Raw genomic sequence first — 16,585 nt, 5'->3', positions numbered from 1 at the left:
AGGAAATGTTAAGTAAAGAAAATATAGAAACCATTTCACTCCCCGTGTTGGGAATGACCTGTGCAGCCTGCGCCGTAAGCGTAGAGTCAATGGTCAAATCGCTCTTCGGAGTGAATAATGCTGAGGTGAACTATGCTACCCAAACCGTAAAGGTCGCATATAATCCGGCTACGGTTCAGCCAAATAAATTCAGGGAAGCAGTCCAGTCTATCGGATATGACCTAGTTTTGGATATGGAAAGAGGTAAAGAAGTGCAAGAGGAAACACAGAAAAATCGATACAAAACGCTAAAAACCAGAATTGTTGCTACTTCTATTCTAACTATACCCATTGTTATTCTCGGGATGTTCCTAATGGATATGCCCTACGCCAATTATATCATGCTGCTATTGGCAACTCCTGTACTGTTTATCTTCGGAAAAAGCTTTTTTATCAATGCATATAAACAAGCAAAACATGGAAGGGCCAATATGGATACACTCGTCGCTTTAAGTACCGGCATCGCTTACCTTTTTAGTGTTTTCAATACTTTTTATCCCGAATTCTGGCAGCAGAGAGGCCTTCATTCCCACGTATATTACGAAGCTGCTGCTGTAGTGATCCTCTTCATTATGCTGGGTAAATTGCTTGAAGAACAAGCTAAATCCAATACCTCTTCCGCCATCAAAAAATTAATCGGATTGCAACCAAAAACCGTCTTTATCATCACAGAAGAAGGCGAAAAGGAAATATCCGTTGCCGAAGTACAAGTTGGCGACAAATTATTGGTACGATCGGGAGAAAAGATTCCGGTAGATGGGGAAGTATACGAGGGGACATCCTATGTTGATGAGAGCATGATTACGGGCGAGCCCATTGCCGTTATCAAGGCCACCGGAGATACAGTTTATGCAGGTACTATTAATCAAAAAGGAAGTTTCCGTTTCGTTGCCAAGAAAGTTGGTTCCGATACCATGTTATCACAGATCATCCAGTTAGTACAGGATGCTCAGGGATCGAAAGCCCCCGTTCAGAAGCTTGTCGATAAAATCGCTGGTATTTTTGTACCGATTGTTATTCTGATTTCCTTAATTACTCTAGGCACATGGGTTTTAATAGAAGGTGAACATGCCCTTACACAGGGTATGCTGGCAATGGTTACGGTTTTGGTAATCGCCTGCCCATGTGCGCTCGGCCTGGCTACTCCTACCGCTATCATGGTTGGCATCGGAAAAGGTGCTGAACACGGTATTCTTATAAAAGATGCCGAGGCATTGGAGGTAGGCTATAAGGTAAATGCTATCATACTAGATAAAACAGGAACAATAACAGAGGGTAAACCGACAGTTACAGATATTCACTGGAACGCAAAATTGCCAATCGATCGATCGAAATTGGAAAGCATTTTTCTTGCGCTCGAACAACATTCGGAACATCCTTTGGCAGAGGCTATCATGAAACATTTTAAGTCCGCCGATATTGTTGCCGCGAATGTTCAACATTTTGAAAGCCTCACAGGTAAGGGGGTGGAGGCCAAATTTGAAGGCGACAGATATTTGGCAGGAAGCAGCAAGCTGTTAGGTGATCTTCATATTGAGATCCCTGCGATCCTAAAAAGGCAGGTGTCCGAATTGCAGGAACAGGCAAAAACTGTTATCTATTTCTTGAATGATAAACAAGTACTTGCTATAGTGGCTATAACCGATAGCATTAAAGAAGGATCAATAAAAGCTGTTGAGGTATTAACGAAGAAAGGCATAGAAGTCTATATGCTTACAGGAGACAACCAACAAACAGCTGCCGCAGTTGCTTCTCAAGTGGGAATCACAAATTATAGGGCTGAAGTTTACCCTACGGACAAAGCGGATTTCGTTAAAAAGTTGCAGGCAGAAGGAAAAGTTGTTGGCATGATCGGCGATGGTATAAACGATAGTCAGGCATTGGCACAGGCAGATCTTTCCATTGCTATGGGAAAAGGATCGGATATTGCGATTGATGTAGCAAAAATGACTTTTGTATCATCCGATTTACAGCAAATTCCCAAGGCGCTCCGTCTTTCGCGGCAAACGGTTAAAACGATAAGGCAGAATCTTTTTTGGGCATTTATATATAACCTGATCGGCATCCCCATTGCTGCCGGAATTCTCTATCCGATTAACGGATTCCTGCTGAATCCGATGATTGCAGGTGCAGCGATGGCATTAAGTTCAGTCTCTGTTGTTAGTAATAGCCTTCGTTTAAAATGGCAAAAATAATTGAATTAAAAACAACTAATGCGAACAAATAATATACAGGATTTTTCCTATACAAGCAGTGATGGTTGTCGCCTTTATGCGACTTCGATTAATGCTACCGAAAGAAACGAAAATTCAGTTGTCATTCTGATGCATGGAGGTGGCCCGGACCATCAAAGCCTCATTCCGTTAGCAAAAGAACTATCTGATAAACATACAATTGTTCTGCCGGATTTAAGGGGGTACGGAAGATCAGTTTGTTACGATAGAAACTCATATACATGGAATCGATATGCGACGGATGTTAGGGCGCTCATCGATTATCTCCAGGTACCTTCGGTAGTATTGGGAGGAGCTGGAATAGGAACGACGATAGCGCTCAAATCGGCCATGACTTTTGCGGACAGGATACAGGCACTGATTCTTATTAGTATTGAAGAAATTGAAGACGACGAAGCAAAAGTCAAAGAAATTGAGTTGTTGGAAACGTTTGCAACGCGAGTGTTAATTGATGGTTTGGAGGCAGCTTGGGAACCTATACTTAAGAATCTATCGCCTGTTATTGGAGATATGGTGAGAGATGCCGTATCCCGTTCGGAACCGGCAAGTATTGCGGCTGCAGCGGCAATAGTATACGACCGGGCCTTTTACAATTATAAAGAATTAGAAGATATTGCCATGCCAACGTTCATCATACCGGGAGATGATGACCGGCATCCTGCCGCACTCGCCAAAAATTTAGTGCGACTTTTGGCTAATGCACAGCTTTCGATCGCATCACTTTCAAACGACATTCGGACAGTCGATGATTTCTCAAAAACCTTGGCGCCATCTATAAAACAGTTTATAAATGATCTACCATCAGAGAAAAGTCTATATAAATAGTAAAGCAGTTTAAACTTATTAATTCATCAAATAAAATCATGGAAACATTAAAATTCAAAACAAACATCAAATGCAGCGGCTGTATAGAAACTGTTACTCCTTTCCTGAATAAGGTTTCAGAAATAGAAAAATGGCAAGTCGATACAGCTAGTGCGGACAAAATACTAACTGTTCAGGGAGATCAATCTCTAAATGACCAGAAGGTAATATATGCTTTGGAACAAGCTGGCTATAAGGCTGAAAAGGTCTAATTTCAAACAGGTAGAATTTTCTACCTGTTTTTTGTTTTTTTAAAAACAAAATAAGAATACATTATGTACTAGTATTAGGAACCGGTTCTCGGCGAAGTGATATGAGAAAAGTAGGAGCCATAAGTTTTGCAGCATTCTATCTGTTACTTACAACAGGTTTGTTTGTCTGTATTTTGCATTGTAGCGGCGCCTATCTGTTCAAAAACGATTCAACGACGATTTCGATAGCACACAATAATAAACGCAAAGATCACACATCAAAGAAAACTTGCGATAAAGGAAAAGACTGCGATTGTTGTAAGGAACATGGCGAATTTGTCATTAAGGAAAATATCCCAACCCATAAACAGGCGATAGACCAATCATTATTATATTGCGTTTTCAATCAAGAAAGCAACTTCTTATCTACATTTAATACATCCGAGGTAAAAATACAGCTGGGTACTATGGATACTGGGCCACCTAAGGTCCGAAAGAAGCCCATTTATATATTAAACCAAACTTTTCTTATTTGATTTCGAGCTTTTTCGTAAAACTCTTTCTAGGGGTTGGAACTCTATTATTTTATTAAGCTTGAATATTACATGTTATTACATTCGAGCTTTTTCGTAAAACTCTTTCTAGGGGTTGGAACTCTATTATTTTATTAAGCTTGAATATTACATGTTATTACATATTAAGAACATGGTGTGCGACCGCTGTATTATGGTTGTTCGCCAACAATTGGAAAATCTGGGATTGCAGGTGCCGGAGATATCGTTAGGTACCGTCATGATATTGCCCAATCCCACAGAGGATCAATTGCATCAAATAAGTTCCTCTTTACACATCTTAGGATTCGAACTACTTAGTAAAGAAAAGAATCAACTTATTGAACGGATAAAAAATGTTGTGATTCAGTTTGTTCACCATTCTGATCTTAAAAATTTAAATGAAAGTATAATGAGCCATGTCAGCAAGCGTCTAAATAAAGATCAGGCTTACTTAAGCCGTCTTTTTTCCGATTCTCAGGGCGTTACCATTGAGCGATACATTATTCAGCAGAAAATCGAAAGAGTGAAAGAATTATTATTGTATGGAGAGTTAACCCTCAATGAAATTTCGTACGAAATGGGTTACAGTAGCAATGCTCATCTTTCCAATCAATTTAAGTCCATTACAGGTATGACACCTAGCCAGTTCAAAAGGCTAAATAACCAGGTAAGATTATCACTAGATAAAGTTTAAAACATCTACTATGAAGAACATCGTTAAACTAACGCTGACGGCATTAACTGTCTTTACATTTTCGTCCTGTTCAAAAGACGACGACACCATTAAAATTGAGGAGCATGATAAAAACATGATGATGGATATCATGCATGAAATGATGGATAATATGAATGCTATGCAGTTCACAAAAGATCCAGACATCGATTTTGCCATGATGATGCGTATGCACCACGAGGGAGCGATTAAGATGTCCAATCAAGAATTATCCGCAGGAACTAACACTACTATGCGTACGACGGCTGAAACTATCATCGTAGCACAAACTGCCGAAATAGAAGAATTAACAGCTTTCATCGAAAGCAATGAGCCATCAGTTGTCAATGAAGAATTTCAGATGAGAACAATGGAAGGAATGGAAAAATCATCTAAAAATGCCGATTTACAGATTATCAACGGTAATATTGATGAAGATTTTGCAACGTTGATGATCGTCCATCATCAAAGTGCAATCGAAAGCAGCCAACTGCTCTTGCAATTAGGTAAAAATGAACAAACAAGAGCTATGGCAAGGAAGATAATCGACGACCAACAAAAAGAGATCGCCGAATTACAGGATTGGGTACTGACCAATCGGAACAATTAATCATTTTTTAACATCAAACATTTTATCTATGTCACATCAACGGTATCAAAACTGTATTGAAGCATGTAATGCTTGTGCAGTTATCTGCAACCACTGTGCTATCGCATGCTTAAATGAAGAAGATGTAAGCCATCTTAAAAGGTGCATTCAATTGGATCTCGAATGCGCAGCGATTTGTCGATCAACAGCTGAAGTTATGAGCTTGGGAAGTAACTACAGTGAACACTTTTGTAGAATCTGCGCTGAAATTTGCAACGCCTGCGCAGAGGAATGTGAAAAACATGCCAGCATGGGCATGGAGCATTGCCGCGAATGCGCGGAAGCTTGCCGCAAATGTGCGCAAGCATGTGAGGAAATGACCCATGTAGCTTAGTTGATCATCGGGGCTCTTTTGAGGATGGAGTCCCGATGATTCATAGTAAATTAATTGAAAGTCATATGCTAAACCGATGTTATCTGTATGTTTAATACCTATCTAACCTTAACAGAACCATTTGAAGAAAGGAAGATACAACAACCTGTTAGAATTGATATTATCGATGCCTTAAGAGGATTCTGTCTATTTGGCATTATCCTTGCGCATGCCGAGAGCATATACAGACTTTCAATAGGCATCCATGCCTTAAGTAATACCGATAAGTATATTAGTCTTATTTTAGCTCTTTTTGTACACAAAAAGTTTTATGTAATATTCTCTTTTTTATTTGGTTTAAGTTTTTCCATCCAACTAAAAAATGCTCGAAATAGAGAAGAAAAATTTTCATTCAAATATATTTGGAGACTCATTATCCTCTTTTGTATAGGCTTTCTGCACAATTTACTTTATCCATTTGACATTCTTCAGATTTATGCAGTAATAGGTTTACTCTTGCTAACACTTAAGGAAGTAACCGGAAGAAACTGTCTGTATATATTTATTTTCTTCTTTTTATTAAGTTCTCTTAGCTTTTCTTACAAAGAAGAAATATACACGTTTATTAGTCCCCTAAAAATAGGGGGCTCATATTTGCCACAGTTTGCTTCGAGGCAAATTTCATCGGGACTTTTCTTTATGATAATCGGGTTATTCATTTTTGGTAAATGGCTTGGAGAGAGAGATTTATTAACTTTTTCAAGAAATGTTATAGTACTAAGGAAATGTCTAATATATTCTATTTTATCCTTCATCATTCTTTGGTTGTCCAGTCATCTATTTCATGATAGACTTTTCCAATCGAAGATTTTTAGCTTTTTTATGTCTGTAAGGCTTTCAGCAATGGAACTAATGCTATCGTCAATTTACATATTTACATTTGCTCTCGGGTATCTTCTTTTTGCCAGAATAAGTATTTTAAAGTTAGAGGCATTTGCTGCTATTGGAAGAATGGGGCTGACCAATTACATTGTTCAGACTGTGTTCTTTTATGCTTTATTTCATAGTAACCTTAACCTTTCTAGAGCTTATGGCCTGTCAATCACTATTTTGCTTGCAATTATTTTTTATATAGCTCAGATAAAGATTTCACAATGGTGGTTTAAAAAATATAAACTTGGTCCTTTGGAATGGTTCTGGCGAATCAGTACTGACCTAAAATATCGTTGTAACATACATGAAAGAAACTTGTAAGATATGAAGCAACGGCCTAATACGGTTTCAGAAACAAAGCTTTTTGAATTTTCTTTCACCACTCCCCAGTATGTTGTCAAATAATCTGACTAAATCCCCTCAACTTTGACAGAAATAATGTCAAAGCCATGAAAAGGAACACACAAAAAAAGACCATTAGAAAAGCAGATCTATACAAGGATCTGAAACCGATTATCAAGCCCGTAAGAAATACCCGCACTAAGATCAGGCAATTGCTCCGGTCTTTTATCCCACTCCATTCATCAGTTTATCCCACTCCATTCATCAGAAGACAACACAGAAAGTCACCCGCAATTCTCCAAATAAGTCAAAGTAAATCAGGATAAAATGTTCAATGTATAATCGGAGTTCGTGCTATGTCTGGGCAGGTCCGTTACGGCCAACGAGAGTCGGCAGCAAAGATGTATTTTCGTATACGAAAATATCTTTGCCGTCCTTGAGGCCGGAGACTTTACTCGGAACTCGTAAAGTCTGAACTTTCTAAAAGGTGTGATTTATGCCAAGGAAAGAAATCAAAAATCAAGAACAGGTACTTACTAATCCGATTGTTATTAGAGTCACTTTAAATGAGTTTAATAAGCTCGAAAAAATCCGGAAAGAAAGTAATTGCAGGAGCATTGGAGAAGTGGTCAGAAAGACGCTCTTAAAACAACGGATAACTTACCTGCATAGGGATGTTTCTATGAATGGTCCTATGGAAGAGCTTGCATTGATAAGAAAAGAGATCAAAGCAATAGGTGTCAATATCAATCAGCAGACGCATCGTTTTCACACCAGTCAGAGTGAGGCTGAACGGGCTTTTTTTGCCCTTAAAACAGCCAGTACCTATAAACAGATGGAACCAAAAATAGAACGGCTATTGGATATCGTTTCAAAACTTGCTGAAAAATGGTTGCAAAGATCATGATAGGTAAAAGTATTCGGGGCATATTGCATTATAACGAGCAGAAGGTTGCGGAAGGTTCTGCCACGCTGATTATGGCCAGTGGGTTTGCAGATGACATCAAAAAGTTGAATTTCGCTCATAAACTTACGCGATTTGAACATCTAACCAATCTCAAACCAAGCGTAAAAACGAATGCACTTCATATTTCACTTAACTTCCATTCAAGTGAAAAATTGGTCGACGCTGAAATGCAACAGATCGCAGCAGCCTATATGGAAGGTATCGGGTTTGGTGACCAACCTTTTCTGGTATATCGGCATCACGATGTTTCCCATCAGCATTTCCACATCGCAACGGTAAATATAAAAAAGGATGGCAACTCTATCAACCTACATAACATAGGAAGGATAAAATCGGAACAGGCAAGAAAATTCATAGAGAAAGAATTTGGCCTGATAAAAGCGGAGAGCAAAACATATCATCCAGAGCCAGCTATAAAGGCAATTGATCCTGAGAGAATACAATATGGTCATTTGCCTACCAAAAGGGCAATCGGCAGTGTGGTTACGACGGTGATGAATAGCTATAAGTTCACGTCACTTGCAGAATTTAATGCAGTGCTCAAACAGTTCAATGTCGTGGCAGACAGGGGGAGTGAGGAAAGCGAAATGTTCAGAAAAAAAGGTCTTCTTTATTCAGTGCTGGACAGACAGGGCAATAAGGTTGGAGTTCCGATCAAAGCAAGCAGCTTTTATAGTAAACCTATCCTTAAACGGTTGGAAAGAAAGTTTGAACAGAATGTCGAGAAAAGGAAGCCGTATCGCGATGATCTAAAAGAGCGGATCGACCAGGTGCTTAACAGGTATGAAGGCATCACCAAACAGACCTTGAATACCGAATTACAGAAAAGTGAGATAGCGCTTTTTTTCCGCCAGAACGAAGAAGGATTTATATACGGCACCACGTTTATTGATCACCGGTGTAAAACCGTTTTTAATGGCAGCAGTCTTGGGAAAGCTTACAGTGCAAAAGCCCTGAAGGAAAAACTTGCCGAAAACGATAAGGTCAAGACCTATCTGGCGAAGCCAAAAAGAATAAACAGTTACCTAAAACCCCACAGTGAAGAAAAGCACCTTCAACATGCCGGAAAAACCAACTTTTCCAATCTGACTGTCTCCACTACAACCGATAAAATACTGAAAGACCTTCTGAATCCCGAGTATACCGGATATGCACCTTCTATTACTTCCAAAAAGAAAAAAAGACAGATAAAGCGAAAACAACCATGAACACAGGAGAAGATATACAGGGCTTAAGGAAAATTATAGACTTTTCCAGACTGATCAGCATATTCATATTGGCTATCCATTTTTACCTATGCTGTTATAAAGTTTTTGAACAATGGGGCTGGACAGCAGAAATTACCAATCGAATCATAAGTGTTATTGCAAAGACGGGCCTTTATTCCCACATCTTCTTGCCCAAACTTGCTGCACTGGGTTTGCTGTCGATATCCCTGTTGGGAGCAAAGGGCAAAAAGGATGAAAAGATGAAGGTAAGGGTGATCGTTTGCTATATTATTACCGGACTGTTACTTTACTTCATAAGTATACTTTGTTTTTATCTCCCTACACGAATAGCGGTCATTGCAGCACTCTATATGCTGATGACATCAATAGGTTACCTCCTGATCCTAACGGGAGGCGTATACCTCTCAAGGCTATTAAAAGAAAAGCTTAGCCATGATATCTTCAATACAGAGAATGAAACCTTTCCACAGGAAGAACGGCTATTGGAAAACGAATTTTCCGTTAACCTTCAGACAAAATATCAGCTTAAGGGGAAGATAAGGAACGGTTGGATAAACTTTATCAATCTTTTCAGAGGACTATTGGTAGCGGGAACCCCCGGTGCAGGGAAAAGTTATTTTGTCATCCGCCATATCATTGATCAGCATATAAAAAAGGGGTTCTCCGTCTTCTTATATGATTTTAAATTCGATGATCTGTCCAGGATTACCTATAATGCATTATTGAGATATCGGAAGAATTATGCCGTGAAGCCAACTTTCTGGGTGATTGATTTCGAGAAAATATATCACCGGTGCAATCCCTTGGATCCCGAAAGTATGGACGATATTACCGATGCTACGGAGGCAAGCCGTACCATTATGCTTGGCCTTAACCGCGACTGGATAAAAAAGGAAGGTGACTTCTTTGTAGAGAGTCCCATAAACTTCCTAACAGCCATTATCTGGTTTCTTCGGAAGTATGAAAATGGGAGATATTGTACCTTGCCGCATGTTATAGAGCTAATGCAGGTGGATTACGATCCGCTTTTTGCCGTATTACAACAGGAGGAGCAGATCAAGGTACTGATCAACCCATTTATATCTGCTTTTCAGAATAACGCAAAAGAGCAGCTGGAGGGGCAGATCGCCAGCGCAAAAATCGGATTGGCCAGATTATCCTCGCCCCAGTTATATTATGTTCTGAGCGGCAATGATTTTACCTTGGATGTTAATAACCCAAAAGCTCCAAAAATCGTATGCGTTGGTAACAACCCGCAGAAACTACAGGTGTTCGGCCCTATACTTTCCCTCTTCATTTCAAGAATGATAAAACTGGTCAACAGGAAAGGCCAACTTAAAAGCAGCCTTATTTTTGATGAGTTTCCAACGATCTACTTTAACAATATTGATAGCCTTATTGCCACAGCAAGGAGCAACAAAGTGGCCACGGTATTAGCCGTTCAGGATTTCAGCCAGCTAAAAAAAGATTACGGGGCCGACCAAGCAGATGTAATAACCGGAATTGTCGGGAATATTATCAGCGGACAGGTGACCGGCGATACTGCAAAAAAGTTATCGGAGACGTTTGGCAAAATTGTTCAGGATCGACAGAGTCTGAGCATAAACAGCAGTGACACATCCATCTCAAAATCTACGCAGTTGGATGCCGCCATTCCGGCAAGCAAGATAGCAACACTTTCATCAGGCGTGTTTGTTGGCGTTGTTGCCGACAACCCGGACTGTAAGATACCACAGAAAATTTTTCATGCAGAAATACAGAATGACCATGAAGTTATAAAGGCAGAAGAAGCTTCCTATAGAGATATACCACTTGTTGAAAAGGTAACAGCAGCAGATATACAGGAAACCTATCTCAGTATAAAAGATGATATACAGCAGTTGATAACAAAAGAGTTGGCAAAGATGACCGGATCACTTCCCAAAGAAAATGATACCCTTCCAAAAAATATTCCAACGCCTCCTGAACAGACTTCCCTGTCTTTATAAAGTACTTTTTTAATCGATTGTAAAATGGGTGGTTAATCCGCGCCACCCTCACCACCCATTTTATTGAAAAAATAATTTTTCCTTTATGAATAAAATTCAGGCTATGGTGGAATTACGACAAAGACTACAATCCCTAAAAACAGCTAACGAAAAGACCATCATGTTGTTAGAGGATCTCTTCTCCCCAATTTCATTTAAACGAAGCTGGGTGATTTCCTATCCTACAGGTATTTCTACTGCATATCTTTATTATATCACAGGTGGTCTGGTAAGAAGTGTGGTTTCTAAATCCAGTGGAGACTACTGCTTATGGATAATCGACAAAGGTTTTATAGTGCCGGGTAATGGCTTTCTATCCGGAACAAAAAAAGAGGAACTTATTCAGGTTTTAAATGATACAGAAGGATACGCCCTTAACCTTTTACGCGCAGATGCCATTGCACGCAACAACATCAATATGTACAGAATGCTGCTGGAAATTTATGAAGAGGCCGTAGTGGAAGGTGCCGGAAGAGAGATCATGCTGCGAATTAAAAATGCAACAGACCGATATAATTACTTTCTTATGGAATATCCTGATCTTGCCAGAAAATTGACCATTGAACAACAGGCCCAATACCTACAAATTGACAGGAGATATCTGTACAAGATTATCAAATAAAATCACTACTGTAAAATCGTAGGTTTTCTCTACATCAAGCCAAAAATAAGCAGATTTTCACACCGACGATTTTTATGGGGTGAAACCATTTTATTCCACACAACATTTCTTTCAAAACTGCTCTAGTTTAACATAAAGGCTGCTTAAGCATGTTTAATGACCTAAAAATTTATCGCTTTTGTGACAAGAATCTGTGTCTTTTACGACAAGACCATGTCTCATATCCGACAAAAGTTTTCGAAAACTGATACAAAGATTTATTTCTCACTTTCAGAACTTTATCATATTAGATCACAACTTTTAAGATACTAAGATGGATGCCTCGTATATCGACATAAAAAGAAAAAAGGAAAGGAAGAGTTGGCAAGATATAACATTGGAAGTAGTTGCTATTCTTCTCATTGCTCTTTTTGGTTTAACTGCATTTGACAAGGCAATTCGCTTTGAGAGGTTTTACAGCGAATTGGGTAAGTCCCCATTTCTTATGAATTATGCTTTCATAATTGCAATAGGGACACCATTGGTTGAGTTGGCAGTGGCCGTTGCATTAAGTATAGATAAAACAAGATTAAAAGGCTTGTACGCATCGGTTTTTCTTATGAGCTTATTTACCGCTTATATATACATGCTAGTTAATTACAGTTATTTTACGTCTTGCTTGTGCTCGGCAGCCGTTGAATCACTCACTTGGGAAGAGCATCTGATATTCAATATCATATTTTTAATTCTAGCCATAACCGGAGTCGCACTTCAGGAAACCAACCAACAAAAACAAATAGGATTATGAAAAAATTTTTGAACACCTTATTTCCTCATCCACCGCCATGATGAACAACTGTACGACGGTCTCTTCTACCATGAAAAGCGAATTAACAGATAAACTTGAATAACAAAAAAAATGAAAAAAATAATTTTAAGAATAACACTGGCCGCAGGGTTGGTCGGTGTTGCAAACTGGGTAATGAATGATGATAACAAAGTAAATGCTGCTGAAGTTTCAGTAACTCCGATGACTAAAGTTCAGGAAGTGTACAGAATAACAGATGAAAGCCATCCAAACTTTGGACTTGAAGGAGATTTGGCTACAGTCCAAGCACTATGTCCGTCTTCGGGACAAGAATGCGCTCAAGAAGTCGGAAATCCAAACAATATCGAGGAATGGAACGGAGGAGCAACTAAGTTCTAATTAGTCAGCCATGACAATTGTTCTTAAAATCGTTGCTGCAATCTTGCTTGGTCTCAGCCTTGTTTTCCTACTCTGGGAAAACACCGATTTTCCAAATAAGCGCAGCAACGGTTTTTTTAGAAAATTTTTAGATATAGAGTTACAGGACCCAAAAAGGATAAACTTCGGCAGTCCTTTAAGAGAAATAATATATTTTGATGATTCGAAGATACTTTTTTCAACTGATTCACCGGGCATCATAAAAGTCCTGCATCTTAGTGCTCTCAGGACAGAGACATTACAATGGAACTTATCTGATTCTCTTAAGGCAATAATAGGTAGTACATTCTCTTATTCAATGAGCGGAAATTGCGATGATGTCACCCTTTTTGCAAAAAAACTTGCATCTATTTTCGAGCTTGAACCACTATCCCAAAAAAGAATAACAGATAACCCTTTTTCATATGCGCTAAGAATTTCCCGACACTCCTTCGTGATCAGGCAGTATTCTCGTAATACCAAGGATATGAGATTTAGGTATATCAATACAAATGATCCGATTTCGCAATGGGAGCATGATATTACTTTCAAAAGCAATAATAGCGGACTAAGTACAGATGGTCAGCTGCACTATGCCGAGGCATTTGGCCTCTGTATCTATATGCACTATTATAACAACAACATTGTAATTTTTGACACTACTCTGCATAGAAAAAAAACACTGAACACTATTGATACAATCAAGTATAATCCCGATATGGATCGTCGAAAACCATTGCTGGTAACGAACAAAAAAAGCTGTATCTATAAAAATTTAATTTTTGTCTGTTCCAACTTGAAAGCAGACAATGAAGAGAGACAGAAATATTTGAAAAATGTGCCAGTTGATATTTACGATTTCATGAATGAAAAATATAAAGGGAGCTTTTATCTCCCTTTACATAATAACAAGATTTTCAAAAGCTTAGCTTACAATAAAGGTGTTATAGCGGCGCTGTATTATGATAATATCGTACTAATCTCCAGAATACGGGGATTAAATCGCCTAACTAGTCACTAACGATTAATAAGTCGACTTCCCGATATTCCCGAACCATTGTCAATCCTTTGTCCTCAAGCGTGTTTTTTAGTATTTCGCTATCCAAAGGACTATTGTTAACGAGTCCATTTTTTGGATCTCGCAGCTTAGAGTTTTTGAAATTTACTACAAGATCTATGGGATATTTCAGGCCAGTTTCATTTATGAATGGATCAGCGTTTACAAAACGGGTCAGTAAAAAGAAAATGTCGTCTATTGGCTTATTTACAATGCCGATCTCCGTATTTGTAAGTATTAATCTGGAGCTATCGCCGTCTGAAGGTTTTATCGGTTGTTTATTATTCCGGCGGATAACCCACACTGGTACCTTTCGTTTTTCAACCTTTCCCTTAATCGGGAAATAACGATTTAAATCTTCCATCGCAACACGGAAAATACTAGAATCTGCTGTTCCATAAGGTACATGGAGTTTGTAGATATATGTGTTATCATTATCGTATTCTTGACGATTGTTGTAATGTAAGTATGGAAATCGGCTCGGAAAGAAAGGTAATGGACGTAAATCTCTATTTGCATATCTCTTAAAATTTGCAGAATCGTTCACCTGTACCAAAACCCTTTTCACATTCAGCGGAGCTAATTGACCAAGTTTGAAATAGGAATAAACTTTATAAAACAAATTTATCGGAGTAAATTCCAAGCTTATGGATTTTATGTATTCGTTATTCCGATAGTGTTTTACACTGCCCCTACCATTTCCTCCCAACTGTAGGCTAGATAACCATATTTCAGGCTCGTCCGATTTTATGGAATCGATATTAGCTTGAAAATCATTCTTGGAAGCTACATTGATTTTATCGGTGTATAGAGCTAAGCGAATGTTTTTTTCCGTGATTTCCGATTCATATGTAATGGCTTTAATGATACCCGAGGAGTCAATAATTACTTCATGCGGTATTACCTGATGTGGGAACAATTTTCTCAGTATGGTATCCCGAACCAAAAATGGTATGGAAAAGTCAATCTCTTTTGTAATTTCTGATCGTCTCAGTAAGCCTTCTACCCGATTTTCGTCTTCATGTGTAACGATTAAGAACTGCACTTCATCTCTAAAAATATGTTGAAGTTTTTGAAATTTAGGAAGGGCATTGATACAGGGTTGACAGTAGCTTGCCCAAAAGTCTATCACTATAAGTTTTCTTTTAATGTCCGAAAATTTGATCGGTTCAGTTCTATCCTTTGGCGTGCCTAGTAGCAACTCGCTGGGTATAGTGTCATTTACCTTTAGTTCCTTAATATCCATGGATTGGGCATAGGCACCGTTCATGCTAAATAATATGATAGTAAATACACTCAAATAAAATCTGATTTTCATTTTAATAGCCATTATTTTGTTCAAGATTTGGATTTAGCTCCAACTGAGCTAAGGGAATCGGCCATAGCTTTATGGAAGTATCATTAAGCCTCTTTTCAACAAGCCATTCATTCGCCCATTCCGTAAATAATTCATGACGTACCTCCGTAGTGAGAATATCAATAAGATGTGTCTTCGAAATTTCATTAACGACAGGGGGCAGATCGGCACGATCTCTTATTTTATTGATATCCTGCAGCGCTTCTTCAAAATTCCCAAGATTCACAGCCGCCTCCGACCGGATCAGATATATTTCGGCCAATCTGAATATCACTTGATATTCTGTCAGATTTCCTCCTGACTGTACTTTGTATTTATAAGGAAATGCGAAAGACCTTTCTTCGACGGTTTTATTTCCAATCCATTCCTTAAATCTCTTGTCTTCAGGTAAAAATGACCGTATGTATTGGTCACTTAAGCAGAAATTAGGAATCGTGTTATTTGTTAAAGAAGGCGTTAAAATTCGACCGATGTTGGTGTTGTAAAAAGGAAATGATGGCTTTAGTTGCCAAATCGTTTCTTTACTTTCCTTTGCGAACACATTGCGCAAATCTTGTTCCAGCTCGTATTCTCCCTGGTCAATAACTAAAGATGCGAAGTCAAAAGCTTTCTGCCAATTTCCAACGGATAGATACACTTTAGATAACAGAGCGCAAGCAGAGAAATAATCGGGCCTGATTTTCTCACCCTCGCCTCGGATATCCGCAAGCAATTCGATAGCATCTGTTAAATCTGCTAAAATCTGTTCATGTATTGCTGCAGGTATAGCACGAGCTTCTCCTGCATTATTTTCATATGCATTTTCCGTAATTAATGGAACACCACCGTATAGACTTACAAAATAGAAGTAGCAGAATGCCCTAATGAACTTAGCTTCTCCCAATAATTGATTTTTCAACGATAACTCCAAAGAAGAAGCCTGGAGTTTTTGTATTGCCAAATTGACCTGATAAATCGTTTGGTATGTAGCGGTCCACATACTACCTACGATTGAGTTATTGATCTGGATCGCCTTATTTCCAAAATCGAGATAGCTCTGTTCAGATTTTGTATATTCTAAAATACCGCTGTACATAGACGCTGCGATCTGTATATCTGCGTTTAATGGGTGCGTTATAGTAGATAACTCACTGTATATACCGGAAAATGCGGCGTTTGCCGAAGTTTTATCATTAAAGACATTCTCGGAAAATAACTGATTGGGTGGCATATCGACCTCAACAAATTTTTTGCAGGATGCCAGATAAATCAAGATCATAAATAAGTATATGCTTTTCATTATTTTTAGTTT

Annotated in this window: 17 protein-coding genes; 15 read left to right on the top strand and 2 right to left on the bottom strand. The window is 38.6% G+C overall.

Annotation, left to right across the window (positions count from 1 at the left end; genetic code table 11):
• Positions 1 to 5 precede the first annotated feature (5 nt).
• From ACH11B_RS01610 to ACH11B_RS01540, 15 genes are all read left to right on the top strand, one after another.
• Positions 6 to 2,234, top strand: coding sequence for a heavy metal translocating P-type ATPase (locus tag ACH11B_RS01610; protein WP_377612084.1), 2,229 nt, complete (start codon positions 6 to 8; stop codon positions 2,232 to 2,234).
• A gap of 18 nt (positions 2,235 to 2,252) precedes the next feature.
• Positions 2,253 to 3,098 (top strand): alpha/beta fold hydrolase, encoded by an 846-nt coding sequence (locus tag ACH11B_RS01605; RefSeq protein WP_377612082.1) that lies wholly within the window; start codon positions 2,253 to 2,255, stop codon positions 3,096 to 3,098.
• Positions 3,099 to 3,136: 38 nt separating this feature from the next.
• Positions 3,137 to 3,349 carry a heavy-metal-associated domain-containing protein gene (locus tag ACH11B_RS01600; protein WP_377612080.1) on the top strand — a complete coding sequence of 71 codons (213 nt, stop codon included), beginning with the start codon at positions 3,137 to 3,139 and terminating at the stop codon, positions 3,347 to 3,349.
• Positions 3,350 to 4,012: 663 nt separating this feature from the next.
• Positions 4,013 to 4,576: a helix-turn-helix domain-containing protein gene (locus tag ACH11B_RS01595; protein WP_377612078.1), complete on the top strand. Its 564-nt coding sequence runs from the start codon at positions 4,013 to 4,015 to the stop codon at positions 4,574 to 4,576.
• 10 nt (positions 4,577 to 4,586) lie between these two features.
• On the top strand, positions 4,587 to 5,204 hold the full coding sequence (locus ACH11B_RS01590; RefSeq protein WP_377612076.1) for a DUF305 domain-containing protein: 618 nt from the start codon (positions 4,587 to 4,589) through the stop codon (positions 5,202 to 5,204).
• A gap of 28 nt (positions 5,205 to 5,232) precedes the next feature.
• Entirely contained in the window at positions 5,233 to 5,577 is a 345-nt protein-coding gene (locus ACH11B_RS01585; RefSeq protein ID WP_377612074.1) for a four-helix bundle copper-binding protein, read from the top strand.
• Positions 5,578 to 5,664: 87 nt separating this feature from the next.
• Positions 5,665 to 6,810, top strand: a complete 1,146-nt coding sequence (locus ACH11B_RS01580; RefSeq protein ID WP_377612072.1) for a DUF418 domain-containing protein — start codon at positions 5,665 to 5,667, stop codon at positions 6,808 to 6,810.
• A gap of 128 nt (positions 6,811 to 6,938) precedes the next feature.
• Entirely contained in the window at positions 6,939 to 7,157 is a 219-nt protein-coding gene (locus tag ACH11B_RS01575; protein ID WP_377612070.1) for a hypothetical protein, read from the top strand.
• Between the two features lie 170 nt (positions 7,158 to 7,327).
• Positions 7,328 to 7,738, top strand: a complete 411-nt coding sequence (locus ACH11B_RS01570; RefSeq protein WP_130858299.1) for a mobilization protein — start codon at positions 7,328 to 7,330, stop codon at positions 7,736 to 7,738.
• The gene (locus tag ACH11B_RS01565; protein WP_242627397.1) at positions 7,720 to 9,006 is read left to right on the top strand and encodes a relaxase/mobilization nuclease domain-containing protein; all 1,287 of its coding nucleotides are present in this window, start codon (positions 7,720 to 7,722) and stop codon (positions 9,004 to 9,006) included. The genes ACH11B_RS01570 and ACH11B_RS01565 overlap by 19 nt, the downstream gene beginning before the upstream one ends.
• The gene (gene mobC, locus ACH11B_RS01560; RefSeq protein WP_130858298.1) at positions 9,003 to 11,015 is read left to right on the top strand and encodes a conjugal transfer protein MobC; all 2,013 of its coding nucleotides are present in this window, start codon (positions 9,003 to 9,005) and stop codon (positions 11,013 to 11,015) included. The genes ACH11B_RS01565 and mobC overlap by 4 nt, the downstream gene beginning before the upstream one ends.
• A gap of 85 nt (positions 11,016 to 11,100) precedes the next feature.
• The gene (locus tag ACH11B_RS01555) at positions 11,101 to 11,676 is read left to right on the top strand and encodes a Crp/Fnr family transcriptional regulator (RefSeq protein WP_130858297.1); all 576 of its coding nucleotides are present in this window, start codon (positions 11,101 to 11,103) and stop codon (positions 11,674 to 11,676) included.
• Positions 11,677 to 11,989: 313 nt separating this feature from the next.
• The gene (locus ACH11B_RS01550) at positions 11,990 to 12,463 is read left to right on the top strand and encodes a MauE/DoxX family redox-associated membrane protein (protein WP_130858296.1); all 474 of its coding nucleotides are present in this window, start codon (positions 11,990 to 11,992) and stop codon (positions 12,461 to 12,463) included.
• A 111-nt stretch (positions 12,464 to 12,574) separates the two neighbouring features.
• Positions 12,575 to 12,862, top strand: a complete 288-nt coding sequence (locus ACH11B_RS01545) for a hypothetical protein (protein WP_130858295.1) — start codon at positions 12,575 to 12,577, stop codon at positions 12,860 to 12,862.
• Positions 12,863 to 12,872: 10 nt separating this feature from the next.
• Positions 12,873 to 13,901 carry a hypothetical protein gene (locus ACH11B_RS01540; protein ID WP_130858294.1) on the top strand — a complete coding sequence of 343 codons (1,029 nt, stop codon included), beginning with the start codon at positions 12,873 to 12,875 and terminating at the stop codon, positions 13,899 to 13,901.
• On the opposite strand, the gene ACH11B_RS01535 is transcribed toward ACH11B_RS01540, so the two are convergent.
• On the bottom strand, positions 13,891 to 15,255 hold the full coding sequence (locus tag ACH11B_RS01535) for a TlpA disulfide reductase family protein (protein WP_165447079.1): 1,365 nt from the start codon (positions 15,253 to 15,255) through the stop codon (positions 13,891 to 13,893). The genes ACH11B_RS01540 and ACH11B_RS01535 overlap by 11 nt on opposite strands.
• 1 nt (position 15,256) lies before the next feature.
• On the bottom strand, positions 15,257 to 16,573 hold the full coding sequence (locus ACH11B_RS01530; protein WP_130858292.1) for a RagB/SusD family nutrient uptake outer membrane protein: 1,317 nt from the start codon (positions 16,571 to 16,573) through the stop codon (positions 15,257 to 15,259).
• Between the last annotated feature and the right edge of the window lie 12 nt (positions 16,574 to 16,585).

The organism is Olivibacter sp. EAT-5, from assembly GCF_044784325.1.
GTDB classification, from domain to species: domain Bacteria; phylum Bacteroidota; class Bacteroidia; order Sphingobacteriales; family Sphingobacteriaceae; genus Olivibacter; species Olivibacter oleidegradans.
The sequence above is the reverse complement of the archived record's forward strand: the minus strand, read 5'-3'. Positions and strand labels throughout refer to the sequence as shown.